Source organism: Ruegeria sp. BG5 (genome assembly GCF_056538425.1).
This window is the reverse complement of sequence record NZ_JBQFTC010000007.1, coordinates 99,792-124,651: the sequence shown is the minus strand read 5'-3', so window position 1 is coordinate 124,651 and position 24,860 is coordinate 99,792. Positions and strand designations below refer to the sequence as shown.

The following is a 24,860-nucleotide window of genomic DNA, read 5'->3' as shown; positions in this document are numbered from 1 at the left end:
CCGCGCTACGGCTTTGGACAAGGACCAGCCCACGGATTGAGGAGGGGGAAATGCAGGGAAAAACAGTACTCATAACAGGGGCCAGCCGGGGAATCGGGGCCGAGGCGGGGCGCGTTTTTGCCGCAGCCGGGGCCAATGTCGCGCTGATTGCACGCAGTCGTGATCAGATTGATGCGCTGGCGGCTGCGCTGGGGGATAACGCGATTGCGCTGGCTTGCGACGTCAGTGATTTCGCGCAGGTCGAACAGGCGGTGGCCGATTGCGTTGCCCGGTTTGGCGGTCTGGACGTACTGATCGGCAATGCAGGTGTGATCGAGCCGATCTTTCACCTGTCCAACGCCGATGTCGCATCCTGGAGCCAGGCCATCGATATTAACCTCAAAGGCGTATTCTACGGCATGCGCGCCGCCCTGCCGGTGATGCGCGCCGCCGGGGGTGGTACGGTCCTGACCGTCTCGTCCGGTGCGGCATCGAACCCGGTTGAGGCGTGGAGCCACTATTGTTCCTCGAAAGCAGGTGCGAAGATGCTGACCGAATGCCTGCATCTGGAAGAGGCGCATAACGGTATCCGCGCCATGGGCCTGTCGCCGGGCACTGTGGCCACGGATATGCAACGTGTCATCAAGGCCAGCGGCATCAACCCGGTTAGCCAGTTGGATTGGGATGTTCACATCCCGGCGGACTGGCCCGCGCGGGCGCTGATGTGGATGTGTTCGTCAGACTCGGATGAGTTCTTGGGCTCCGAGATTTCCCTACGCCAAGATGACATCCGCCAAAGGATCGGCTTGACGTGATTGAATTGACGAAGGACGACGGTCTATGGACCGTCACGATCAATAACCCGGGCAAGGCAAACGCCCTGACCGGTGCGATGCTGACCGAACTGGCCGAGATTGCCGAGGCCGCGACCGAGGCCAGCGCGCTGATCCTGACAGGTACCGGCAAAGTGTTCAGCGCCGGGGCCGATCTGGACGAGGCGCGCGCCGGGCTGGCCACCTCGGACGTGTGGGAGCGCCTGTCGGGCGCGATTGCCGCCTTGCCCTGTCTGACGGTGGCCGCATTGAACGGTACGCTGGCCGGTGGGGCCAACGGGATGGTGCTGGCCTGTGATCTGCGCATCGCGGTGCCCTCGGCCAAGTTCTTCTATCCGGTGATGAAGCTGGGCTTTCTGCCGCAACCGTCCGATCCCAAACGCATGGCGGCCCTGATTGGCCCGGCGCGGACCAAACTGATCCTGATGGCAGGGCAGAAGATCACGGCAGAGGAAGCCTATGCCTTCGGTCTTGTGGACCGCATCGTCGCGCCCGAAGACCTGATGCCCACAGCGCGCGAGCTGGTGGCGGACAGTGTCGCTGCAAAGCCCGACATCGCCGCTGGCATCGCCGAGCTGTGCCGATGAGGTTGTCCGCGCTGCGATTGCGCGTCGCCGATCCGGATCGCCTGGCCGGATTTTACCGGAACGCGCTTGGCATGTCGGTGCGGGCCGAAGGGCAAAACCGCCGCGTCGGCTATGACGGGCAGGATGCGGATCTGTTGCTGATGCCAGGTGGCGGCGGGTACGCCCATGATCAGGGGCAACGATACTGGAAGATCGGGATTACTCTGCCCGATGTGGACGCGGCGGTTGAGGCGTTGAGCAAACAGGGCCATGCTGTCAGTGTCCCGCGCCAGTTTCTGGATATCGGCTACATGGCCCATCTCAGCGACCCCGAAGGCTTTGTGATCGAACTTCTGCGACATGATTTCGAAGGCAACCGGCCCGAAAATGCAGCCGATCCCGCGAACCCGTTCGCGCAGGCGCGGGTCGGTCAGATCACCCTGCGTACCGGCGATATAGCCGCCGAGGACGCGTTCTGCCGCGCCCGGGGCATGAAACTGCTGTCAATGCAGGACGTCGCTCCATACGGGTTCGATCTGCATTTCTACGCCTTCACGCAGGACGCCCCGCCTGATCCCGACCCGTGGGCGGTCGGAAACCGCGAATGGTTGTGGAAGCGCCCCTACACAACGCTGGAATTTCAGCACATTCAGGGCGCGCAATTCGCACCTGTGCCGGATTACAGGGGGTTGGAGTTCGAGGGTTTGGCCCAGCCGATTTCGGATGCCTTTGGTGATCCCGTCCTGCCCGGCTGATCACCGACTGCGCCGGTTTCCCGGCACTTTCGAACGAAAACCGGGCGGGCGTTTGCGGACCCATTTCAGGAATTTCTCAAGCCTGGGATGCGCGCGCAGAGCCTCGACCGTGTTGAAACTGCGCGCCAATTCGGCCTCACTCAGCGTGACGTGGATTTCCTTGTGGCAGATCTGGTGCAGCAGAACGGTGGGTCCGCCCTTGCCTCCTTTGAGTTTTGGGATCAGATGATGCAGGCTGCCGCCGCCCTCGGGGATCGGGCGGTTGCAAAGCGGGCAGATCGGATCGCTGTTCGTCATGATCGGGAATGATGCGCCTGTGGGCGATGAAGGCAAGAGGGTGAGAATGGCGCAGGCAGTGGTGATCGGGGCAGGTCCCGCCGGGTTGATGGCGGCGGAACAGCTTGCCCGGGCCGGTCACTCGGTTCTGGTGGCCGAGGCCAAACCCTCGGTCGCGCGCAAGTTTCTGATGGCGGGAAAATCGGGGCTGAACCTGACCAAGGATGAACCTTTCGAGACCTTGATCCAGTCTTATGACGAAGCCGCCGACTGGCTGCTTCCGATGCTGGCCGAGTTCGACGCGCAAGCCGTTCAGGACTGGGCGCGCGGTTTGGGGCAGGAGCTGTTCACCGGCTCGACGGGCCGGGTATTTCCGACTGTCATGAAAGCCTCACCCCTGTTGCGCGCGTGGCTGGCCCGCCTTTCAGACGCGGGCGTTGAGTTCAGGACGCGCTGGCGCTGGACCGGGTGGCAGGGCGATGTGCTTACATTCGACACCCCGGACGGGGAACACAGCCTGACGGCGGACGCAACAATCCTTGCGATGGGCGGGGCCAGTTGGGCGCGATTGGGATCGGACGGTATTTGGGCGACCCCCCTTGCCGACAAAGGTGTTCAAATCACCCCGTTTGCCCCCGCCAATGCCGGTCTGCTGGTCGACTGGTCCGACCACATGACACCGCATTTCGGCGCGCCGATCAAAGGTGTTTCCCTGCAAGCCGGGTCCTTGCACACACGCGGCGAGGCGGTGATCTCGGCCCGCGGGCTGGAGGGCGGCGGCATCTACACCATCTGCAAAGCGGTGCGGGACGGGGCGCCATTGACGCTCGACCTGATGCCTGATGTGTCGCCGGACGACGTGGCGCAGCGCCTCAGCAAACCGCGCGGCAAGGCCAGCCTGTCCAATCACATCCGCAAAGTTCTGAAACTGGGGCCGACCCGAACGGCGTTGCTCATAGAGTTTGGGCGACCTGTCCCATCTGCGCCCGATGCCTTGGCCCAACTCATCAAATCGCTACCGGTTCATCACGCAGGCCTGCGGCCAATGGACGAAGCCATCTCAACCGCAGGCGGCGTTTCGCGCGCGGCCTTGACGGATGGTCTGATGCTGACGGCCCTGCCGGGCGTCTTTTGCGCCGGAGAGATGCTGGACTGGGAAGCGCCAACAGGTGGTTACCTGTTGACCGCCTGTCTGGCCACGGGACGCTGGGCCGGTCGGTCCGCAGTGGACCGGCTGAGGCAGAACCGCCCTGATTAATTGAGTTCGGCCAGTTTCTTATAGGCAGGCCGGTTCCGCATTTCCTTGCCGTAGGCTTTCAACACGTCCGAATCCAACGAAAAACCCGCGCCCTTTGCCCAACTCATGCAATGTACCAGCAGGATGTCGGCGATGGTCATCTGGTCGCCCATCAGGAACGGACCCTGGAACCGTTTCTCTAACCGCTTGAAATTCTGATCGAACTCCCATTTGGCGACCTCGCCGATCTGCGGGACACGCTTGTCCTCGGGCAGGATGAACCCGTGCCGTGCCGCAACCCACAGGACCGCATCCAGCTCGTCCAGAATCGCGTGGAACACCGAATCCTGAACGGCGCGTTCAGGGCTGCCCGCCGGGAAGGTGAAGGCCCCGTGTTTGTCGGCCAGATAGGTCATGATCGCGGAACTGTCCGAGATCACATGATCGCCATCCACCAGAACCGGAATCTTGCCGCTGTGGTTCAACGCGGCAACCTGTGGATCACGTGGCCCGACATTGACCAACTCGTACGGTAGCCCGAGCTCTTCCAGCAGCCAGATGACGCGCGAGGCGCGGCTTTGGACGCGTCCATAGATCTTGTACATGCTGATCTCCTGCCATTTGCTGGCCTGAGTGTGGCCCGGAACGGGCAGGGGTCAAGACAAACGCAGGGTCAGCGCGACCGGGCGAGCATTGCCAGACGGATCATGGCACGTTCGACCAGCGCCATCGCCGGGGCTGTCTGCCCGGCTGAGCGCAAGGACAGGTCGGTATCGGTCAAAACGGTCAGCGCCGTCTGCAGCTTGGGTGCGCCCCATCCCTGCGCTTGCCGCAATATACGGTCGCGGCGTTTGCCATAGACCGGCGGGCGCAGCTTGCCGATTCCCTGCGCCGCACCGCCGGGGTCCGAGGCGCAGGCGTAAAGCGTGCGGAAATGCCGGGTTGCGCCGATGCACAGCGTTACCCCATTGGTGCCCTGCGCCTGCAGACGTCGGATCAGCGGCCCGATCTCACCGGCGCGGCCCTCGGCGACCACGTTCAGGACATCGTCCAGCGCCGCCTCGGTCGAGCGGGGGGCGCAGGCTTCGATGTCCTCCAGGCTCAGCTCGCTGTCATCTCCGCGCTTGTAAAGCGACAGTTTTTCAACCGTCTGAGCGAAATCGCCGGGGCTGAGGCTGACGGCCAGTTCATTCAGCGCCGACATCGTGTCACGCGGCACATTCCGCAATCCGGCCTGTGCCAGCACACGCTCGACCTCGGCCCGCGAGGGTGGGTCGTCATAGATACCAACCGCATAAGCCGCCGGGTGCGATTCGAAGGCTTTGCGGATTTTGGAACTGGGTTTCAGCTGCCCTGCGGTGACGATGATCTGCGCGTCTCCGGGTGCCCAATCCTCAAGCGCGGCAAGGATTGAAGGGGCGGCGGCATCCGTGGCTTCTTCGACGAACACGGCGCGGGGGCCGGGGAAGAATCCGACCGCTTTGACCGCATCCAGCAGCAAGGCCGGATCGCCGCGCAGATCGCTGCCGGGCATCCGGGTCAGGCGCATTTCCTCTTCGGCATTTGCGCCCAGCAAGGCTGCCAGCACCTGTTGACGCTTGAGCGCCACCCGCATGGCATCCGCGCCGTAGATCAGCAGGCCGGTCTTGTCTGCATCCGGTTTGGCGAAATAGCCGTCAGCCTCACGCGGGCTCAGCTTCATGCGGTCAGGCCCGGCGTGGCGTAAAGGCGATTGACGATCTGATCCGACAGAATCGTCATCAGGCGCCGTGTCGCGTCGCGTTCATCGGCGAGTGTGGAAACCGTTGACCCAGACGCCGAATAGCCCACGAAATCGGTGACGGTGCCCGAGGCCACGATCTGCCCCGAGGCGTTGGAGCGCAGCGAATACTGCGCCCGTCCGTTGACCGTGTAGCGGTTGGTCTCGTTGGTTGTGGTGATGGCCGCGCTTTGAATTTGGGTAGAGACCTGCACGCTCAGCTTGTAATCCTTACCCGAGGTCGCACTGCGCCCAAGCTGCTGTTCCAGATTCTGAACCAGAAGGAACGTGTTTTCGTTATTTGGCGCAGACAGTTCGACCTTGCCAAACAGCGCCGATCCTGCCCCGCCCGGAGCGTAAACCGGTTGAAAGCCGCAGGCAGCAAGCGCCAGCGGCATCAACAGAAAGGTTCTTCGGTCAAACGACGACATTCACGATCCGACCCGGGACAACGATCACTTTCTTCGGGGCCGACCCATCCAGCGCCCTTTGCACAGCTTCGGTGCCAAGCGCGATTTTTTCAACCTCGTTCTTGTCCATGTCCTTTGGAACGCTGATTTCGGCGCGGCGCTTGCCGTTGATCTGGATCGGCAGGGTGATGGTGTCATCGACCAGCATCGCCTCATCGGCAACCGGCCACGGCGCGGTGGCCACCAGCCCCTCACCGCCCAGCAACTCCCAGAGTTCCTCTGACAGGTGCGGGGTCATCGGCGACATCAGTTGCGCCAGTGTCTTGGCGGCCTGACGCTTGGCGTCGGTGCCCGCCTTGGATTTGGCCAATGTGTTGGTAAAGGCATAAAGCTTGGCGATCGAGGCGTTGAAGCCAAAGGATTCGACGCCGCCGGTCACATAATGGATGGCTTTATGCATTTCACGCAGCAAGGTTTCGTCTTCGTTGTTGGCCGGGTTGTCCGACTGGGCGATTTCCGAGGCGATACGGTGCACACGGGTCAGATGCTTGAACGCGGCCTCGGCCCCGGCGGCTGTCCATTCAACGTCCCGCTCGGGCGGCGAATCGGACAACACAAACCAGCGCGCGGTATCTGCCCCGAAGGCCGAGATAATGCTGACCGGATCGACCACGTTCTTTTTGGACTTCGACATCTTGGCCGAAGGGATGATCTCGACCTCGGTGCCGTCGGCCAGTTTACCGTCGGTCACATCCTCGGGCAGGTGATAGACCGGTCGGCCCTTGGCGTCGCGAGTCTGGTAGATTTCATGCGTGACCATTCCTTGCGTGAACAGCGCGTTAAACGGCTCGATGGCCTTTTTCGGCAGATGACCGGTGATCTGCATCGCCCGCGCAAAGAAGCGGGAATAGAGCAGGTGCAGAATCGCATGTTCGATGCCGCCGATATACTGGTCGACATTCATCCAGTATTCGGCCTCGGCCAGATCGGTGGGCGTTTCCGCGCGCGGGGCGGTGAAACGGGCGAAATACCAGGACGAATCGACGAATGTGTCCATCGTGTCGGTTTCACGCTTGGCCGGGGCACCACAGGACGGGCAGGCGCAGTCACGCCAGGTCGGGTGGCGGTCCAGCGGGTTGCCCGGTTTGTCGAATGTGACATCGTCGGGCAGGCGGACCGGCAGATTCTCTTTCTTCTCGGGCACCACGCCGCAGGCATCACAATGCACAACGGGAATCGGGCAGCCCCAATAGCGCTGACGGCTGAGGCCCCAATCGCGCAGGCGGTATTTGGTGACGCCTTCACCCCAGCCCGCCTTTTCGGCGAAATCGACGGTGGTGTTGATGGCCTCATCGCCCGTGGCCTCGGTCAGGCCCGCGAAATGGTTCACCCAGCGGACTTTTTCAGTCTTCGGCGGCACAAAGGCGATCTTGTCGACCGGGGTGTCATCGTCCAGCGCAAAGAAGGTATCGATCACGGGCAGGCCATATTTGCGGCAGAAATCGAGGTCACGCTGGTCATGTGCTGGGCAGGCAAAGATCGCGCCGGTGCCGTAGTCCATCAGGATAAAATTGGCGATCCAGACCGGCAGTTCCCAACTCGGGTCCAGCGGGTGACGCACGCGGATGCCGGTGTCATAGCCGAGCTTCTCGGCGGTTTCGATGGCCTCTTCAGTGGTCCCGCCCTTGCGGCATTCGGCAACGAATTCAGCAACTTCGGGGTTTTCGGCCTCAAGCTGCTTGGCAATCGGGTGATCCGGCGAGATACCAACAAATGACGCACCCAGCAGCGTATCGGGGCGAGTCGTATAAACCGTGATCGGCTCACCTCCATCGGTGCGCTCAAAGCCGAACTGCAGGCCACGCGACTTGCCGATCCAGTTCTCCTGCATCAGGCGGACCTTGGCAGGCCAGTTGTCCAGAGTATCCAGTGCGTCCAGCAATTCCTCGGAGTAATCCGATATCTTGAAGAACCACTGCGTCAGCTCGCGCCGTTCCACCAAAGCGCCCGAGCGCCAACCGCGCCCGTTTTCCACCTGTTCATTGGCCAGAACGGTCATGTCGACCGGATCCCAGTTCACCACGGCGTTCTTGCGATAAACCAGCCCGGCTTCGAGCATGTCCAGAAACAGCGCCTGTTGCTGGCCGTAATATTCCAGGTCACAGGTGGCGAATTCACGCGACCAGTCGATCGACAGGCCGAGCGGCTTCATCTGCCCGCGCATGTCGGCGATATTGCCGTAGGTCCAGTCCTTGGGGTGGCCGCCGATGGCCATCGCGGCGTTTTCGGCAGGCATTCCAAACGCGTCCCAGCCCATCGGGTGCAGCACGTTATGCCCGGTCGCCAGCTTATGCCGCGCGATCACGTCGCCCATCGTGTAGTTGCGCACATGCCCCATGTGGATTCGGCCTGACGGGTAGGGGAACATCTCAAGCACATAGTATTTCGGCTTGTCCGCCTTGTGGTTGGCGGTGAAGATCCCGGCCTTGTCCCAGGCCTCTTGCCATTTTGCTTCGATTTCGTTGGCCGAGTAGCGCGACATCATGCGGTCCTTCGTGAATGAAAACGCCGGGTCAGAGCCCGGCGTGGTCTTAGTGCGAATTTCGACGGGTTGCTAGAACTTACTGTCTGCAACGCGCAACTGACGTGCGCGGGACAGGATCGCATCTTCAACCGCGCGCGAGGTTGCCGCGCTGACCGGTGCGCCGCCGCTGGACTGCAACGCAACCGACAAGGATCGCGCCGCAAGCGCCGGGTCGCTGATATGCACGGTTGCCCTGTACGAACGCCCTCCGCCCGGAGGCGTGCCGTAACCCGTTACAATTACGCCGGTGAACGGATCCACCTCTTGAACAGGCAGGAAGCTGAGAACGTCCAGCGATGCGGCCCATAGATAACGGTTCACATTCGCTGTTTGCTCAGCGCCGCTGCGATCAAACACATCCCAGATGGTCGAGCGGTTGGAGTCGTTCAGCTCTCGTTCAGCCGAACGGGTACTGTCCGTATTGTTGTAAACCGGATTTGGCGCGGCGCCTCGATTCGGGCCGCAGGCGGAAACGGCGGCGGTAATTGCAATCAGACCCAAAATCGTCGGCAGGCGCATTGTCAGCAGATCCTGTTTTCACTTGCTATACATCGTCGGGGGATACTCCTAACTAAGGTCCCTGTGTGCAACAAGCCTATTCTTTATGAATTGTCGGTGTGATTGCCGCCTGACAGGTCCCAAAACCGACTGTGGCATCCTTGCACCAATCTGATCCCAATGAACCGCCCCCTTTTATGCCAAGCTTGCGCAATGGGGGCAAAAAGAGCGAAACGGTGTCCGTGCTGAGACATATGCCTTGGTATGTGTCGAGTAGATAAAACTTTTGAAACCGAGGGAAACAAGATGAAAAAAGTTCTCTTCGCAACGACGGCGCTGATCGCGACCGCAGGCGTTGCAGCAGCTGAAGTGAAATTCAGCGGTTATGGCCGTTTCGGTCTGGGCTATCTGGAAGATCGCACAGGCACCGTTAGCACCACTGGTGGTGCATCCGCGACTGGTGTTGAAACCGACGAAACCATCCTGGTCTCGCGTTTCCGTCTGAACATCGACGGCATCGTTGAAACCGACGGTGGCGTCCGCTTTGAAGGCCGTGTTCGTGTACAGGCCGACGAAGACGCAGGTAACGGCGAAGCAAACGCGGCCAGCCTGAACGGCGCGCGCTTCTCGGTCATCTTCGGCGGTCTGCGTGTTGACGCGGGCAACGTTGCTGGCTCGTTTGACAACCTGGCAAACTACTACGGTAACGAGCCTGGTCTGGAAAACTTCATCGGCCAGTACTCGGGCGTTGACTATGACTTCCTGGCCTATTCGTCGACAGGTTCGGGCGCAAACGCTGTGTTCTTCCAGTACGCAGTTGGCGACTTCGCGTTTGGCGCGTCGTATGACCAGCGTACCTTTGCGGACACCGCGACCACTGGTTCCGCGACTACTGACGCAGACCGTTGGGACCTCAGCGCCACCTACACCTTCAACAACATCACTGCCGCTGTGGCCTATGGTGAGACCAGCGACATTGGTGCGATTGACAAGCAAAGCCTGGCCGTTCTGACCCTGGGTGCAGAATTCGGTGACTTCTCGGGCACTCTGTTCGTCGCGGACGATGACGTTGCAGATGACAGCCGCAACGGTACCGCATATGGTCTGTCGGCTGCTTACAACGTGAACGCAGCAACCACCCTGACCTTCGCCTACGGTGACGGTTCGGCTGACGACGACCTGCAGCAGTACGGCATTGGTGCCATCTATGACCTGGGTGGCGGTGCATCGCTGCGCGGTGGTATCGGCAACCAGAAGCGTGGCGACGGCGACAGCCAGCTGCGTGCTGACTTCGGTGCACAGTTCAACTTCTAAGTTGATCTGAACCGACTGGTTCTTGGGGCGGGTCTTCGGACCCGCCCTTTTCTTTTGCCTGAACATGGTGTTCTGTCGCGCCAAAGACAGATTTGAGGAACGCCATGTCCCTGCAAGACATCACCGCCCGTATCACAAAGGCCGAAGCTAAAGCAGGCCGGGACCCCGGGTCGGTCAAGCTGATCGCCGTATCGAAGGTTCAGCCGAATGAACGTGTTCAGGCCGTGCTTGAGCAGGGCCACCGCTGTTTCGGTGAGAACCGGGTGCAAGAGGCGGCGGGCAAGTGGCCCGCGTTCAAAGACCAGTTCGACGGGATAGACCTGCACCTGATCGGACCGCTGCAAACCAATAAGGCACGGCAGGCGATGGAGCTGTGCGACGCGATCCATTCCGTCGACCGTCCGAAACTTGCCAAAACCCTGGCGCGGCTGGCGCAGGAGATCGGGTCCTGCCCGGACCTGTTCGTTCAGGTCAATACGGGGGAAGAGGGGCAAAAGGCCGGGATTCTCCCAACTGACGCGGATGGGTTTATTGCGGAATGCAAGGCTCTGGACCTGCCGGTTCGGGGGCTGATGTGCATCCCTCCGGTCGAGGAAGAGCCCGCGCTGCATTTTGCTCTGCTGGCCAAAATTGCCGAACGCAACGGGTTGGCGGGCCTGTCCATGGGCATGAGCGGTGATTTCGAACAAGCCATCGCCCTTGGCGCGACCCATGTGCGGGTCGGCTCGGCCATTTTCGGCGAGCGGGTCAGGCCTGAGGAATAATCAGCCGCGTGCCCGGTGCGATCCGCCGGGCGATCCAGTGCAGATGATCGCGACGGAAGGCCACGCAACCTTCTGTCGGATAGCCGGGCCTGCGCCATTGGTGAACAAAGATGGCCGACCCCGCCCCCGGCACCGCATTTGGCCAGTTCCAGTCGGTTATCAGAACCAGATCATATAACGGATCCGCCCGGCGCAGCTTTTCATGGCTGAAGGCGTAAGGCGCTGAAATCAAACTGTTATACCGGCTGTCGGACATATCGTCGGACCACAAATCCGTCGGGCCGATGGGCCGCGCCCAGGAACAGGGTGCAACCATCCGATCCGGGCGATACAGCATCCCGACAATGCGGTGCGTGCCGATTGGGGTGGCCCCGTCACCCTCGCGTTTTGCGGCGCTCAGGCCCCCTTTCCCAATCGAACAGGGGAAGATGCGGCCCAGAAACCGGACGCCGCGTGGGGTACAGACCAGATCGCCCGGTGTCACAGTAAATGCCCGGATTTCGCAGCCTTGGTGGCCAGATAGCCGCGGTTATGCGCCGTCTCACCCACTTTCAGCGGCACGCGCTCGGTCACTGCGATCCCGGTTTTCTCCATCATCGACATCTTCGCCGGATTGTTGGTCAAAAGTCGCACCGAGCTAAAGCCCAGCGATTTCAGAATGTCCGAGCCCAGCCGGAAATCACGCTCATCATCTTCAAAGCCCAGCCGGTGATTGGCCTCGACAGTGTCAAACCCCTGATCCTGAAGGAAATATGCGCGCATCTTATTGGCCAGGCCAATCCCGCGCCCCTCTTGATTCAGGTACAGCAAAACGCCTGCACCTTCAGCCCCCATTTGCGCCAGCGCGCCCCGCAACTGCGGACCGCAATCGCATTTCAGACTACCCATCAGGTCGCCGGTAAAACAGGCCGAGTGCAAGCGCGTCAGAACCGGTTTGCCCCGATCCGGGCGGCCGATTTCCACAGCGTAATGCTCTTCACCGCCGTCTTCAGGGCGGAACACGTGCAGACGACCGGCCTCTGACACCTCCATCGGCAGACGCGCGGCAACAACCGGGTGCAGGGCGCTGCGATCCGCCAGATGAGGGGCCGCACGCGTGTGATCGATGCAGGTGAGGCCGTGCTGGGCAGCAAAGGCCTGGCCGTCCTCAACCGGCATCACAACAGCTGCCGGCAGCAGGCGTGCCGACTTGGTCAGCGCGATGGCAATGCGATGCAGGTTTGCGTTCCCCTGCCGCTCGGTCATCAGGGGGCCCTTCATCGGCGCGTTCAGATCATCCGAGGGATCGGCAACCGCCTGCACCCAGTCAATCTCAACATCTGCCGGGATCACAACCCGCGCCAGATCCCCGTCATAGGCGCGCGCTTTCAGCGTCTCGGCCCGCCGTCCGGTGATTGCGACCACAGGTGTCCCGCCAAGCCCGCGCAAATCCGCCAGACGTTGGGGGCTGAGCGTCTCGGCCGCAAGCGCCAACACACTGACGCCGCTGTCGTCGGTCAGGGCCACGGGTACGCCCATGCGCAGGTCAGCCCGTGCGCGGGCCAACAGCTCGGTGATGTCGGGGTTCAGACTCATTGATAATGCCCAATCGCGTTCGGCGGACTTCTAACGGTTTCCAAAAGAAATGTGAAACATTTCCGCCGCGTCTGACACGATGGCGTGAGACGGGTGCAGCAAAGCTTGTCGATTGCATCTTCTACGCGCAAGTGATGGAAAAGGCTTAGGAGGACCGCGAAATGGCTCAGCTCAAGAAAATCCTGCTGGTGGATGACGACGAAGACCTGCGCGAAGCGCTTAGCGAGCAACTGGTGATGACCGAGGATTTTGACGTGTTCGAAGCCTCTGATGGTTCGTCAGCGATGGAGCGGGCCCGCGAAGCGATCTACGATCTGGTCATTCTGGATGTGGGACTGCCCGATACCGACGGGCGAGAGCTGTGCCGCCTGATGCGCAAACAGGGCGTCAAAAGCCCGATCCTGATGCTGACGGGCCATGACAGCGACGCCGACACGATCCTGGGCCTGGATGCCGGTGCCAATGATTATGTGTCTAAGCCCTTCAAATTCCCGGTTCTTCTGGCCCGCATCCGTGCGCAACTGCGCCAGCATGAACAATCCGAGGACGCCGTATTCGTTCTTGGCCCGTACACCTTCAAGCCAGCCATGAAGATGCTGATCACCGAGGAAGACCGCAAGATTCGTCTGACCGAGAAAGAGACCAACATTCTCAAGTTCCTGTACCGCTCGACCGATGGCGTCGTGGCACGCGATGTGCTTCTGCACGAGGTCTGGGGTTACAACGCCGGTGTCACCACCCACACGCTGGAAACGCACATCTACCGTCTACGTCAGAAGATCGAGCCTGATCCATCGAATGCACGCCTTTTGGTCACAGAATCGGGTGGATATCGCCTTGTATCGTGATCCGAGGTGGATTGATTTGGATCAAAGTGATACTCTGGCCTCATAATTAGGTTACTCCCAACCCGCGCATGTCCGGGTTATGACATGCACCTCCCTGTTGGACTGCCGGGCCTGATGGCCCGGCTTTTTTTGTGGGGAGTTGATTTATAAATGTCCGCTTTGAGCCCAAACTGTACCTTGCCCTTTCGAGCTGCGAGCGCCCGCAGCGCGGTAAATTTCGCATCTACTCAGTTCTTCACCCCGCGAGGCAGTGCAGATAGTGCCCTGTCATCAGCGCTGCTTCGGTTTTCCGCAGAGAGTGGTGTACGCGTAGTACTCAGTTGCTGAGCCTTACTTTTTTCACACTCATCCCGCGAGAAAACAGCACGTAGTCAAAGGTTTTTGGTGAGTACGCTCCGTGCTTAAAATAGAACTTGGTTGATCTGAAAGCGTTAGCTTGAAGGGGCTGGTCATATCGGCCCTTCATTTCGACCCGTCCATCCAACCAAACGGTAACATCGAAACCGCCGTTACCATCGAAGTTTATGAGGACTTTCAGTTCTTGTTCTGTCCCATCAAACCTAAGCCTGCCCGCAGATGGTTGCCGAGTCAGCTTTCCATATATGCAACCGCCGTTCGTGAACTCAGTGTCGCTCCAAAGCTCCATTCTGCCATTCGATAGAACCGTTACCTTGAGTGGAGGAGCGCACGGACGCCGCCCATCGTGCAGTTGGAAGATATCGAAGCGCTTTGGGCGGCTGCTTGTCATCGATACCCTTGAAGTAAACAGATAAGCCCCTTTCACATTTGGTTTCACATGTTTTGTAGAGATTTCAGCACGTTGCTGCCAAGATCCTCCTGGGCACCTGTTTGAACTGGTGGTAAAGCGCCAGTCCTTACCTTTCTTAGTGATCGCTCCTTGGTCGACTCCGCAAGAAATCGACCAGTTGTTAAGCTGGTTCGCTTGCGCGGGGGAAGCAACAAAGAGCACAGACGCTAGGGCCGGGAATGTTACGACCAACAACAGTCTTTGCAACCATATTGCGCTGGCACCTATCAGATCTTAACTCTGCTAGTCAGATATTTGCTGTCTTTCAAGAAATTCTCAATACCAAAGCGGTCATACTTGCCAAAACTTCAAACCTATGAGCAACACCTTCCTTGCCCACACTGCCGACCTAGTTATCCGCGCCTGTTGTGTAGTGAATTATAGGCTGAGATAACGTTGACGCTGAGAAACGACCGTTTTTGACAAAGGCGAAACCTGTAAAGCGGGCCTTGGCGCAGTCGCAGCGAAATGGTGCTTTGTCCGCTTAACTGCGATTCAGGTAACGAAGTTGTTCCGCGGCCTTTTCTCATGGCACCTGGTTCTATGTCGCGCTAACCTCCGCCCAATCGCGACAGAGGAATCTCGACCCATGCCCTTCACCCTTGCCACCTGGAACATCAACTCGGTCCGCCTGCGCGAGCCTATCGTGCTGAAATTGTTGCAGGAAGAGGCTCCGGATGTGCTGTGTTTGCAGGAATGCAAGTCTCCGGTCGAAAAGATCCCGACCGAAGGGTTTGCGGAACTGGGGTATACCCACATGGTTGCTCGGGGGCAGAAGGGCTATAACGGCGTCGCCATCCTGTCGCGTCTGCCGATGGAAGAGGTGGGCGACAAGGATTTCGCTGGTCTCGGCCACGCGCGCCATATCGCAGGGCGGTTGGAAAATGGCGTGACGATCCACAATTTCTACGTCCCGGCGGGCGGGGATGTGCCGGATCGTGAGGTGAATGAGAAGTTCGGGCAGAAGCTGGATTACCTCACCGACATGCGCGACTGGTTCCATGCGGAAAAGCCCGAGAAATCCATTCTGGTTGGCGATCTGAACATCGCCCCGCGCGAGGATGATGTGTGGTCGCACAAGCAACTGCTCAAGGTGGTCTCACACACTCCGATCGAGGTTGAGCAACTGGCGGAAACGCAGGATGCGGGCGGTTGGGTCGATATTACCCGGCAGGACATCCCCGAAGGCCAGCTTTATAGCTGGTGGTCCTATCGCGCCCGCGACTGGGATGCGGCAGACAAAGGGCGGCGGCTGGATCACGTCTGGGCGACACCGGATATTTCGAACGCAGGCCATTCCAGCCGTATCCTGCGCGAGGCGCGCGGATGGGAAAAGCCCAGCGATCACGCGCCCGTCTTTGCAAGTTTCGATCTGTAACCGGGAAACTCAGCCCTTGGTTTCTGCGCCAAGCGGTTGCATATAGGGCGCAAGTTCGAACGAAAGAGTATTTGCCATGGACCTTCTGAACCCGTCAGACAGCACCCCCGCCACCGATCTGATCAAGGACGGCTCTGAGGCCACGTTCATGGCCGATGTGGTCGAGGCGTCGCAGGAAACCCCAGTGATCGTGGATTTCTGGGCGCCATGGTGCGGCCCGTGCAAAACGTTGGGGCCACTGCTGGAAGAGGCCGTAACTGCCGCCAAAGGTGCGGTGAAGATGGTCAAGATCAACGTGGACGAGGCGCAGATGATTGCGTCTCAGTTGCGGATCCAGTCGATCCCAACCGTTTACGCCTTCTTCAAGGGTCAGCCGGTTGACGGATTTCAGGGTGCGCTGCCGGGGTCCGAGATCAAGGCATTCGTGGACCGTGTGATCGAAGCGGCAGGCGGCGAAAGCCCCGGTGGCCAGTTGGAAGAGGCCGTTCAGGCCGCCGAAGAAATGCTGACCGAAGGGGCCGCCGTAGATGCGGCGCAGACCTTTGCCGCGATTCTGGGCGAAGATCCCAACCATGCCGCAGCTTATGGCGGGCTGGTGCGCGCGCATATCGCATCCGACGATCTGGAACAGGCCGAGGCGATCCTGAACGGTGCCCCGGCCGAGATTTCCAACGCGCCCGAACTGGAAGCGGCGCATGCACAATTGGAATTGGCGAAACAGGCGGCAGATGCGGGCCCGGTGGCTGAACTGACCGCTGCGGTCGAGGCCGAGCCCGACAACCATCAGGCCCGGTTCGATCTGGCGCAGGCGCTGCACGCCAATGGCGATGTGGAAGACGCCGTGGCACAATTGCTGGAATTGTTCCGTCGGGATCGCGAGTGGAATGACGGTGCGGCCAAGGCTCAGTTGTTCACGATCTTCGACGCGCTCAAGCCCAATGATCCGATTGTTCTGAACGGGCGGCGCAAGCTCAGCTCGATGATATTTGCCTAATTCCTGATCAGAGCTACACTCGGGTACATGATGCATCCCGCCGACCTGCCGGAAACGGTATCCGTTTTCCCATTGCCCGGGGCGCTGTTGCTGCCCCGTTCGCCCCTGCCGCTGCATATATTTGAGCCGCGCTATCTGCAAATGGTGGATGACGCGCTGAAGACCAAGGAACGGCTGATTGCGATGGTCCAGCCGAACCCCTCGGTCAGCGATGACACCAAGCTGCACCGCATCGGATGCGCCGGGCGCATCACCCAGTTTTCCGAAACGGAAGATGGCCGGTACCTGATCACACTGACTGGCATTTCCCGGTTCCGCATCAAATCCGAACTGGACGCCTTCACCCCGTATCGCCGGTGCGAGGTGTCGTGGGATGGGTTCGACCGCGATCTGGGCAAGTCCGAGAACGACGATGGGTTCAACCGGACACGGTTCCTGACCCTTTTGGAACGATTCTTCGTATCCCGCCAATTGTCCACCGACTGGGGTTCGCTGAAGGATGCCGATGATGAGCTTTTGGTGAATTCCCTGTCGATGCTGATGGATTTCGACCCGGAAGACAAACAGGCCCTGCTAGAGGCCCCGTGTCTGCGCACGCGGCGCGAGACCCTTGTGACATTGATCGAATTCGCCCTGCGCGGCGGATCAAATGAGGAAACATTGCAATGAGTGATCCAGCAAACGCGTTTGACCGCCATATGCTTGAGGCGCTGATTTGCCCGCAGACGCATACAACATTGCACTATGACGCGGAAAAGCAGGAACTGGTGTCCAAAGCGGCAGGGCTGGCCTTTCCGATCCGCAATGGCATCCCGGTGATGCTGGTGGATGAGGCGCGTCCGCTGGACTAAATCGGGCGGCCTTGCAGCAATTTCGGCAGATCGCCAGTCAGACCTGCCGCTTCACGCACGAATCCGCGCCGCAATCCGGGCAAGGATCCGACGATCCCCATGCCGATATCGCGACCGATCCGCAGCAGCGGATTATCGTTCGAAAACAGCTTGTTGAACACATCCGTCGCCATCGCAAGCGAAGCTGTGTCAAAGCGCCGCCACTCCTGATACCGCTGTAACACAAGGGTCGAGCCGATCTCTTCGCCCCGCCGTCCGGCCAGTGTCAGCACTTCGGCCAGCGCGCCCACGTCGCGCAGACCGGCATTCAAGCCTTGTCCGGCAATCGGGTGCATCCCATGGGCCGCATCCCCAACCAACGCCAAGTGATCCGAGATAAAGGAATTGGCGATGGTCAGGTTCAGCGGATAGGTGAAGCGGTCGCCTTGCAGGCGGATGTCACCCAGAAAATCTCCGAATCTGGGCCGCAGAACCTGTAGGTACTCGGCCTCGGGCAGCGCGTTGATGCGATGGGCGGTGTCGGTGCGTTCGCTCCAGACGATGGAACTGCGATTGTCGGTCAGCGGCAGAATCGCCAGTGGCCCGGGGGGCATGAAGAACTGATGCGCGACGCCGTGATGGGGCAGGTCGTGCTCGATGGCGCAGACAAGGGCGGTTTGACCGTAATCCCACCCGCTGCGCTTGATCCCTGCCCGCGCCGCCGTACCGCTGCGCCGACCGTCGCACCCGACGACCAGTTGCCCTGCAACCGTGCTGCCGTCATCCAGTGTCAGGGTGACGCCGGATGTACCTGTTTCCTGCGCCACAACGGTCTTGCCGCTGATCTGGGTGATGCGCTTTTCCTCGGCCATCGCCTCAAGAAACGCGCGACGCAGGTGGCGATCCTCGACCATATAGCCCATCGGGCCTTCCTCGATCTCAGCATGGTCGAAATGCATGAAAAAGGGCGACGGGCCGGAACCGGCATGGCCGTCGGTCACTTTGATTTCGAGCATCGGCTGGGCGTGGTCGGCGACCCGCTCCCACACACCAATCGCTTCCAGCAACCGTTTCGAAGCCAGCGCCAGCGCATAAGATCGCCCGTCAAAGGCTGCATCTGTACGGACCGTCTCGGCCAGAGAATCAATCACGCTGACCGTGTGACCGGTTTGCGCCAATGCCAGTGCCAGGGCGGGGCCGTTCAGGCCGCCGCCAACGATCAGGATATTCGATGCCCGTGTCATGCCCTGCAATATGCGCGCCCTTTCGGGATTGTCCATGTGCGGTCCTGTCGCTACCGTCCCGTTCAGGCAGAAAAGAAGGAGGGGTGAGATGCAGGAATGGCTAACCATGACGGCCTGTGATCTGGGTCGGGGCATCGGCATGGGGCAGATCGACCCTGTGGACCTGACCGAGACCTACCTGAGCGCCATTGACGCCCACCCTCATCGCGACCGTATCTTTGCCCGCGTCACCCATGACCGCGCGCGGGCCGAGGCGAAGGCCGCAAAAGACCGCGCTGCTTTGGGTCTGCGCCGGTCCCTGCTGGATGGTGTTCCGATCAGTTGGAAGGACCTCTTTGATACGGCCGGTATCGGCACCGAGGCTGGATCGGCCCTGTTGAAAGGCCGTGTTCCGGATGCGGACGCCGTGGTTGTGCGCAACGCCACGTCCATGGGGGCGGTTTGTCTGGGCAAAACCCATATGAGCGAGTTGGCCTTTTCCGGTCTTGGCCTGAACCCGATCACCGGGACCCCGCCCTGTATCGATGATGAAGAGGCTGTGCCGGGCGGCTCATCCTCGGGCGCCGGGGCCAGTGTTGCCTGGGGTTTGGCCGCCTGTGGGATTGGGTCGGATACCGGCGGGTCGGTGCGTATCCCGTCGGCGTGGAACAATCTTGTGGGTCTGAAAACCACCGCGGGCCGGGTCAGCCTTGAAGGCACCGTACCGTTATGTCTGCGGTTTGACACGGTCGGCCCCTTGGCCCGGTCGGTCGAGGATGCGGCCCATGTTCTGGCGCTGCTGGAAGGCGGTACCCCCGCCGATTTGCGCGGCGCGTCTTTGGCGGGTCGTCGTTTTGCGGATCTGCAGAATGTCGCGAAGGACGATCTGCGAGACGCCCCGCGCGCGGCCTATGAGGATGCGCTGGCCCGTCTGGCCGATGCAGGGGCAGAGATCGTCCCGCTGGACGTGCCCGAGCTGAATGACGCGATGGGCCTGACCGGAGTGCTTTATACAACCGAGGCTTATGGCTTGTGGAAGGACGTTATCGAGGCCAACCCCGAGGCAATGTACCCCGAGATTTTGGAACGGTTCCGCATGGGTCAGGCTTTTTCAGGCCCCGACTATGTTGCGGCCTGGTCCAGACTCAAAGCCTGCCGTGCCGCATGGGATGCGGCCACTGCCGGATTTGATGCCGTTCTGGCCCCGACCGCACCGATCCTGCCGCCAAATCTGGACCGACTGCTGAGCGATCACGACTATTACGTGACCGAGAATCTGCTGGCCCTGCGCAACACCCGCATTGGCAACCTGATGGGGCTGGCGGCTTTGACTTTGCCGACCCAGACACCCGGTTGCGGGCTGATGATGCTGGGTTATCCGGGGTCCGAAGAGGCCCTGTTGCGGCTGGGCTCAGCGGCGGAAACCGCATTGGCGTGAATGCCACAATCCCCTGATTCGGCACCTCTTTGTCTGGACGGGGCGGGGTCTGATCTGTAATCTGCCAAAAAAGACGGGGCGAAATGACCCCGATATTGAGGCAGTAGTTATGATTTTCCCCGAGCGGTTTTCGAACCTACCGGAATATGCATTCCCGCGTCTGCGCACCCTGTTGGACCATCACCAGCCGGGGGGTGACGTGATTCACATGACCATCGGCGCGCCAATGCACGACTTCCCCGCTTGGGTGACGGATGTGATCACCGAAAATGCGGCTGGATTTCAGGGCTATCCACCGAATGAAGGCTCGCCCGAGTTACGTGGGGCAATCACCGACTGGATCAAACGCCGTTATGGCGTGAGTATGGACCCCGACACCAACGTCATGGCGCTGAACGGCACCCGAGAGGGGCTGTACAACGCGGCGATGGCGTTGTGCCCGGAACAGAAGAACGGCCAAAAGCCGGTCGTTCTGTGCCCGAACCCGTTTTATCAGGTCTATATGGTCGCCTCGATCTCGGTCGCAGCCGAGCCTGTTTTTGTCCCTGCCACAGCGGCCACCGGACATTTGCCCGACTATGCGGGCCTGCCCGAAGACGTGCTGAACCGCACCGCCATTGCCTATATCTGCTCGCCCGCCAACCCGCAGGGGGCCGTGGCATCGCGCGATTATTGGGCCGAACTGATCGCCCTGGCCGAGAAATACGATTTCCGCATCTTCGCCGATGAATGCTATTCCGAGATTTACCGGGATGAAGCCCCCACAGGCGTCCTGACCGTCGCGCAAGAGATGGGGGCAGATCCCGAACGGATCACGCTTTTCAACTCACTGTCGAAGCGGTCCAATCTGGCGGGTCTGCGGTCCGGTCTGATCGCGGGCGGTTCCGAAACGATCAAACGTGTCAAACAGTTGCGCAACTATGCCGGTTCGCCTTTGCCTATGCCATTGCAGGCTGCTGCTGCCAGGGTTTGGGCTGATGAGGCGCATGTTGTCGAAAACCGCGCGCTCTATCAGGAAAAATACGCCATTGCGGATGGGGTCTTTGCCGGTGTGCAGGGCTATATGCCGCCCGAGGCCGGGTTTTTCCTGTGGCTGCCCGTTGAAAACGGCGAGGAGACCGCATTGAAGCTGTGGCAAGAGACCGGAGTGCGGGTCCTGCCGGGCGCATATCTTTCTCAAGGCGATCCGGGGCAAAACCCGGGCGAGCACTTTATCCGGGCCGCTATGGTGGCCCCAAAAACAGAGTTGCAGCGCGGGCTGATCACGCTCCGCGACTGCATCTATTCGTGAGGTACGAGGGCAAAATGGCATCATTGAACGCGCGCAACCGCGATCCGCTACTGGACAGCACGACTCAGGCCGCGATCGAGCGGCGCAGCAAGGAATTGATCGGGATCGCCCTGATCCTGCTGGGCTTTGCCGCCGCGGCGATGATCTGGTCCTACACGCCGGACGATCCGAACTGGATGGTCTCGACCGATGCGCCGGTGCAGAACTGGATGGGGCGGATTGGTGCCTCGATTGCCGCGCCGTTGTTCATGATCGTTGGCTGGGGTAGTTGGGGTATTGCGCTGGTGCTGATCGGTTGGGGTGTGCGATTTGCCGGCCATTTCGGCGAAGATCGTGCCGTTGCCCGTTTGATCTTTGCCCCGATCTGGATCGCAATTGTCTCGGTCTACGCCGCGACTTTGGTGCCCGGTGCCGAATGGCGCGCGACCCACAGCTATGGGCTGGGCGGGCTGTTTGGCGACACCGTAATGGGGGCGTTGCTGACCCTTTTGCCGATTTCCTCGCATTTCCTGGTCAAGCTGATGTCGCTGGCCATGGCCGTCGGGATGATCGCGCTGGGTGTCTTTGTGCTGGGCTTCACCAAGGTTGACGTGCGCCGCGGAACGCGTGCTTTCCTGCTGGGTCTGGTGATGGCCTACGATCTGTTGATGAACCTGCTGGGCCGTGGGGCCTCGGCCACTGCGCAGGCCGCGCGGGATCGCCGGGCGCAGTGGAAAGAACACCGCGCCGCGCGGGTTGAGCCGGTTTTGAATGATGAGATTGCCTTTGGGGATCCCGTCTTTGAAGACCTGGAAGAGGAAGCGCCGGAACCTGCCCCAAAAACCGGCCTGCTGGCCCGTATGCCCGCCCTGATCCGCCGCCCTGATCCGATGCCCGAACCCGAACTGGTTGAGCCCATGCCGGTCGAAGGCTTCGATGAAATGCCGGGTGAGGATCGCATCCGCTCGAAAATCTCGGCCGCTGTGCGCAACCGCAAGGTGGCAACCGGTGAGGTGACGCCCGAGCCCGATCCGAACCTGCCGCTGACCAAAGGCCGTGGTCGCGGGCCGGACCCGTTGATCCTGAACGCAGGGCCAACAGGTGGCCTGCCGCCTGAACCGCCTATGACCGCGCCCGAGTGGCAGGAGCCTCTGCATCAGGACTTCGCGCCCGAGCCGGATTTTGACGATGACGCCGTGTTCGAGGACTCCCCCGAACCCGTGCCGCAATCGCGCCCGGCGATGAAAATCCCGGTGGCCGAGCCGCGCAAGCCGGTGGTCGCACAGCCGGTGCGCCGCGCGCCGCAACCATCCCGCCGCGCGCAGGCCGAGGCGCAACCGGCCCTGTCTTTCGAAGAACGGCATTCCGATTTCGAACTGCCGCCGCTGGGCCTGTTGTCGAACCCGGCCAGCATTCAGCGCCATCACCTGAGCGATGAGGCGCTGGAGGAAAACGCGCGGATGCTTGAAAACGTGCTGGATGACTATGGCGTCAAGGGTGAGATCGTCAGCGTCCGCCCCGGCCCGGTTGTCACCATGTATGAACTGGAACCGGCCCCGGGCTTGAAAGCCAGCCGGGTGATCGGTTTGGCCGACGATATCGCACGCTCGATGTCGGCGCTGTCGGCGCGGGTTTCGACCCTGCCGGGCCGTTCGGTGATCGGGATCGAACTGCCCAATGAAAACCGCGAGATGGTGGTGCTGCGCGAAATCCTCGCCAGCCGTGATTTCGGCGATGGCAACCACGCGCTGCCGCTGGCATTGGGCAAGGATATCGGCGGTGAGTCCGTCGTGGCGAACCTTGCGAAGATGCCTCACCTTCTGATCGCGGGGACCACGGGTTCGGGTAAGTCGGTGGCGATCAACACGATGATCCTGTCGCTGCTCTATAAGCTGACGCCGGATGAATGCCGCCTGATTATGATCGATCCCAAGATGCTGGAACTGTCGGTCTATGACGGCATCCCGCACCTGCTGTCGCCCGTTGTGACCGACCCGAAAAAGGCGGTTGTCGCCCTGAAATGGGTCGTGGGCGAGATGGAGGATCGCTATCGCAAGATGTCCAAGATGGGCGTGCGTAATATCGCCGGTTACAATGGCCGTGTGAAGGACGCTCTGGTCAAGGGCGAGATGTTCAGCCGCACGGTGCAGACCGGGTTCGACGACGAAACCGGCGAGCCGATGTTCGAGACCGAAGAATTCGCCCCCGAAGCGATGCCCTATATCGTCGTCATCGTCGACGAGATGGCCGACCTGATGATGGTTGCGGGTAAAGAGATCGAAGCCTGCATTCAGCGTCTGGCGCAGATGGCGCGTGCCTCGGGCATTCACCTGATCATGGCCACACAGCGCCCGTCGGTTGATGTGATTACCGGCACGATTAAGGCGAACTTCCCCACCCGGATTTCGTTCCAGGTGACCTCGAAAGTCGACAGCCGCACAATTTTGGGCGAGATGGGTGCTGAGCAACTGCTGGGGCAGGGCGACATGCTGTATATGGCGGGCGGTGCCAAGATCACCCGTTGCCATGGCCCCTTTGTCTCGGATGAAGAGGTCGAGGAAATCGTTAACCACCTGAAACAATTCGGCCCGCCGGATTACATGAGCGGCGTGGTCGATGGCCCGGCCGAAGAAAAGGCCGACAATATCGACGCCGTTCTTGGGCTGAACACCGGTGGCAACACCAATGGCGAAGACGCTCTGTACGATCAAGCGGTGGCGATTGTGATCAAGGATCGCAAATGCTCGACCTCGTATATCCAGCGGAAACTTGCCATCGGCTACAACAAAGCCGCACGGCTGGTTGAGCAGATGGAGGACGAAGGCGTTGTTTCGGCGGCAAATCACGTCGGCAAACGCGAAATCCTCGTCCCCGAGCAATAGGATATTTAATAACAAGGGCAGAGCGCATATCTGTGAAGCATGAAACAGATTGCTTTTGCCCTTGCTTTGACACTGGCCGCACCTGCGGCCTGGGCGGCGGATAAGCTGCCGCTGTCGGAAATCTCAAATTACCTGAACCAGCTGAAAACGGTTCAGACCAGTTTTACTCAGGTCAACGATGATGGCTCGCTGAGCACCGGTAAGCTGTGGATGCAGCGACCCGGTAAAATGCGGTTCGAATATGATCCGCCGGACAGTGCGGTGGTGCTGGCACGTTCCGGCAGTGTCATGATCTTCGATCCCAAATCGAACCAACCGCCCGAACAATACCCGCTAAAGCGGACACCGTTGTCTCTGGTTCTGGCGCGGAATGTGAACCTTGGTCAGGCCAATATGGTGGTAGGGCACGAGTTCGACGGCACGGCGACCGTGGTAACGGCGCAAGACCCCAAGAACCCGGACTCGGGCCGGATTGAGCTGATGTTCACCGACAACCCGGTCGAGCTGCGGAAATGGGTGATCCACGACAACGCAGGCACCCAGACCACGGTGCTGCTGGGCCCGTTGACCGAGGGTGGCAGGCTGAATCAGGATCTGTTCTCGAACAGCAAAAGAAGTGGGTCAGCTGATCGCTGACCC

Annotated in this window: 24 protein-coding genes; 15 read left to right on the top strand and 9 right to left on the bottom strand. The window is 60.6% G+C overall.

Annotated features, from left to right (window positions below; all coding sequences use genetic code 11):
• Positions 1 to 50 precede the first annotated feature (50 nt).
• From ACR0KX_RS18235 to ACR0KX_RS18225, 3 genes are read left to right on the top strand one after another with little or no spacing between them, the layout of a single operon-like run.
• On the top strand, positions 51 to 794 hold the full coding sequence (locus ACR0KX_RS18235; RefSeq protein ID WP_480627112.1) for an SDR family oxidoreductase: 744 nt from the start codon (positions 51 to 53) through the stop codon (positions 792 to 794).
• Positions 791 to 1,399, top strand: coding sequence for an enoyl-CoA hydratase/isomerase family protein (locus ACR0KX_RS18230; protein WP_170455246.1), 609 nt, complete (start codon positions 791 to 793; stop codon positions 1,397 to 1,399). The genes ACR0KX_RS18235 and ACR0KX_RS18230 overlap by 4 nt, the downstream gene beginning before the upstream one ends.
• Positions 1,396 to 2,133, top strand: coding sequence for a VOC family protein (locus ACR0KX_RS18225; RefSeq protein ID WP_170624615.1), 738 nt, complete (start codon positions 1,396 to 1,398; stop codon positions 2,131 to 2,133). Before ACR0KX_RS18230 ends, ACR0KX_RS18225 begins: the two co-directional genes overlap by 4 nt.
• Here ACR0KX_RS18225 and ACR0KX_RS18220 read toward each other — a convergent pair whose 3' ends face one another.
• Complete coding sequence (locus tag ACR0KX_RS18220) at positions 2,134 to 2,430, bottom strand: DUF72 domain-containing protein (protein WP_170523841.1); 297 nt, start codon at positions 2,428 to 2,430, stop codon at positions 2,134 to 2,136.
• Positions 2,431 to 2,476: 46 nt separating this feature from the next.
• On the opposite strand from ACR0KX_RS18220, the gene ACR0KX_RS18215 reads away from it, so the two are divergent.
• Positions 2,477 to 3,667, top strand: a complete 1,191-nt coding sequence (locus ACR0KX_RS18215; protein WP_170624613.1) for a TIGR03862 family flavoprotein — start codon at positions 2,477 to 2,479, stop codon at positions 3,665 to 3,667.
• Here the strand turns inward: ACR0KX_RS18215 and ACR0KX_RS18210 are convergent.
• From ACR0KX_RS18210 to ACR0KX_RS18190, 5 genes are all read right to left on the bottom strand, one after another.
• Positions 3,664 to 4,251, bottom strand: a complete 588-nt coding sequence (locus ACR0KX_RS18210; RefSeq protein WP_170624611.1) for a glutathione S-transferase family protein — start codon at positions 4,249 to 4,251, stop codon at positions 3,664 to 3,666. The two genes, ACR0KX_RS18215 and ACR0KX_RS18210, sit on opposite strands and share 4 nt — an antisense overlap.
• A 68-nt stretch (positions 4,252 to 4,319) precedes the next feature.
• Positions 4,320 to 5,348 (bottom strand): DNA polymerase III subunit delta, encoded by a 1,029-nt coding sequence (gene holA, locus ACR0KX_RS18205; protein ID WP_170624610.1) that lies wholly within the window; start codon positions 5,346 to 5,348, stop codon positions 4,320 to 4,322.
• Entirely contained in the window at positions 5,345 to 5,803 is a 459-nt protein-coding gene (lptE, locus tag ACR0KX_RS18200; protein WP_480708663.1) for an LPS assembly lipoprotein LptE, read from the bottom strand. The genes holA and lptE overlap by 4 nt, the downstream gene beginning before the upstream one ends.
• A gap of 19 nt (positions 5,804 to 5,822) precedes the next feature.
• Complete coding sequence (gene leuS, locus ACR0KX_RS18195; RefSeq protein WP_480708662.1) at positions 5,823 to 8,357, bottom strand: leucine--tRNA ligase; 2,535 nt, start codon at positions 8,355 to 8,357, stop codon at positions 5,823 to 5,825.
• Positions 8,358 to 8,429: 72 nt separating this feature from the next.
• Positions 8,430 to 8,918: a DUF3576 domain-containing protein gene (locus tag ACR0KX_RS18190; RefSeq protein WP_170455232.1), complete on the bottom strand. Its 489-nt coding sequence runs from the start codon at positions 8,916 to 8,918 to the stop codon at positions 8,430 to 8,432.
• A 285-nt stretch (positions 8,919 to 9,203) separates the two neighbouring features.
• On the opposite strand from ACR0KX_RS18190, the gene ACR0KX_RS18185 reads away from it, so the two are divergent.
• Both ACR0KX_RS18185 and ACR0KX_RS18180 read left to right on the top strand, forming a co-directional pair.
• Positions 9,204 to 10,211: a porin gene (locus tag ACR0KX_RS18185; RefSeq protein ID WP_170624604.1), complete on the top strand. Its 1,008-nt coding sequence runs from the start codon at positions 9,204 to 9,206 to the stop codon at positions 10,209 to 10,211.
• 104 nt (positions 10,212 to 10,315) lie between these two features.
• Positions 10,316 to 10,975, top strand: coding sequence for a YggS family pyridoxal phosphate-dependent enzyme (locus ACR0KX_RS18180; protein WP_170624602.1), 660 nt, complete (start codon positions 10,316 to 10,318; stop codon positions 10,973 to 10,975).
• Here ACR0KX_RS18180 and ACR0KX_RS18175 read toward each other — a convergent pair.
• Together ACR0KX_RS18175 and ribA are read right to left on the bottom strand one after the other, a co-directional pair.
• The gene (locus ACR0KX_RS18175; RefSeq protein WP_170624600.1) at positions 10,959 to 11,459 is read right to left on the bottom strand and encodes a L,D-transpeptidase family protein; all 501 of its coding nucleotides are present in this window, start codon (positions 11,457 to 11,459) and stop codon (positions 10,959 to 10,961) included. The genes ACR0KX_RS18180 and ACR0KX_RS18175 overlap by 17 nt on opposite strands.
• On the bottom strand, positions 11,456 to 12,550 hold the full coding sequence (ribA, locus tag ACR0KX_RS18170) for a GTP cyclohydrolase II (protein ID WP_170624598.1): 1,095 nt from the start codon (positions 12,548 to 12,550) through the stop codon (positions 11,456 to 11,458). The genes ACR0KX_RS18175 and ribA overlap by 4 nt, the downstream gene beginning before the upstream one ends.
• Before the next feature lie 161 nt (positions 12,551 to 12,711).
• On the opposite strand from ribA, the gene ACR0KX_RS18165 reads away from it, so the two are divergent.
• The 5 genes from ACR0KX_RS18165 to ACR0KX_RS18145 all read left to right on the top strand — a co-directional run bounded on the left by ACR0KX_RS18165 (position 12,712) and on the right by ACR0KX_RS18145 (position 17,429).
• Positions 12,712 to 13,398, top strand: a complete 687-nt coding sequence (locus tag ACR0KX_RS18165) for a response regulator transcription factor (RefSeq protein WP_050605036.1) — start codon at positions 12,712 to 12,714, stop codon at positions 13,396 to 13,398.
• A gap of 1,397 nt (positions 13,399 to 14,795) precedes the next feature.
• Complete coding sequence (locus ACR0KX_RS18160) at positions 14,796 to 15,584, top strand: exodeoxyribonuclease III (protein ID WP_170624596.1); 789 nt, start codon at positions 14,796 to 14,798, stop codon at positions 15,582 to 15,584.
• A gap of 76 nt (positions 15,585 to 15,660) precedes the next feature.
• Positions 15,661 to 16,578, top strand: a complete 918-nt coding sequence (gene trxA, locus ACR0KX_RS18155; protein ID WP_170624594.1) for a thioredoxin — start codon at positions 15,661 to 15,663, stop codon at positions 16,576 to 16,578.
• A gap of 27 nt (positions 16,579 to 16,605) precedes the next feature.
• Positions 16,606 to 17,247 carry an LON peptidase substrate-binding domain-containing protein gene (locus tag ACR0KX_RS18150; protein ID WP_170624593.1) on the top strand — a complete coding sequence of 214 codons (642 nt, stop codon included), beginning with the start codon at positions 16,606 to 16,608 and terminating at the stop codon, positions 17,245 to 17,247.
• Entirely contained in the window at positions 17,244 to 17,429 is a 186-nt protein-coding gene (locus ACR0KX_RS18145) for a Trm112 family protein (protein WP_170523870.1), read from the top strand. The genes ACR0KX_RS18150 and ACR0KX_RS18145 overlap by 4 nt, the downstream gene beginning before the upstream one ends.
• Here the strand turns inward: ACR0KX_RS18145 and ACR0KX_RS18140 are convergent.
• Positions 17,426 to 18,688 (bottom strand): FAD-dependent monooxygenase, encoded by a 1,263-nt coding sequence (locus ACR0KX_RS18140; RefSeq protein ID WP_480708661.1) that lies wholly within the window; start codon positions 18,686 to 18,688, stop codon positions 17,426 to 17,428. The genes ACR0KX_RS18145 and ACR0KX_RS18140 overlap by 4 nt on opposite strands.
• A gap of 52 nt (positions 18,689 to 18,740) precedes the next feature.
• Here ACR0KX_RS18140 and ACR0KX_RS18135 point away from each other — a divergent pair, with 52 nt between their 5' ends.
• The 4 genes from ACR0KX_RS18135 to ACR0KX_RS18120 all read left to right on the top strand — a co-directional run bounded on the left by ACR0KX_RS18135 (position 18,741) and on the right by ACR0KX_RS18120 (position 24,857).
• Positions 18,741 to 20,069: an amidase family protein gene (locus tag ACR0KX_RS18135; protein ID WP_170624591.1), complete on the top strand. Its 1,329-nt coding sequence runs from the start codon at positions 18,741 to 18,743 to the stop codon at positions 20,067 to 20,069.
• 109 nt (positions 20,070 to 20,178) lie between these two features.
• A complete protein-coding gene (locus ACR0KX_RS18130; protein WP_170455209.1) occupies positions 20,179 to 21,360 on the top strand; it encodes an aminotransferase class I/II-fold pyridoxal phosphate-dependent enzyme in 1,182 nt (393 codons plus the stop codon).
• 14 nt (positions 21,361 to 21,374) lie between these two features.
• Complete coding sequence (locus tag ACR0KX_RS18125; protein ID WP_480708660.1) at positions 21,375 to 24,221, top strand: DNA translocase FtsK; 2,847 nt, start codon at positions 21,375 to 21,377, stop codon at positions 24,219 to 24,221.
• 39 nt (positions 24,222 to 24,260) lie between these two features.
• Entirely contained in the window at positions 24,261 to 24,857 is a 597-nt protein-coding gene (locus tag ACR0KX_RS18120; protein WP_170455204.1) for an outer membrane lipoprotein carrier protein LolA, read from the top strand.
• The last annotated feature ends 3 nt before the right edge of the window (positions 24,858 to 24,860 follow it).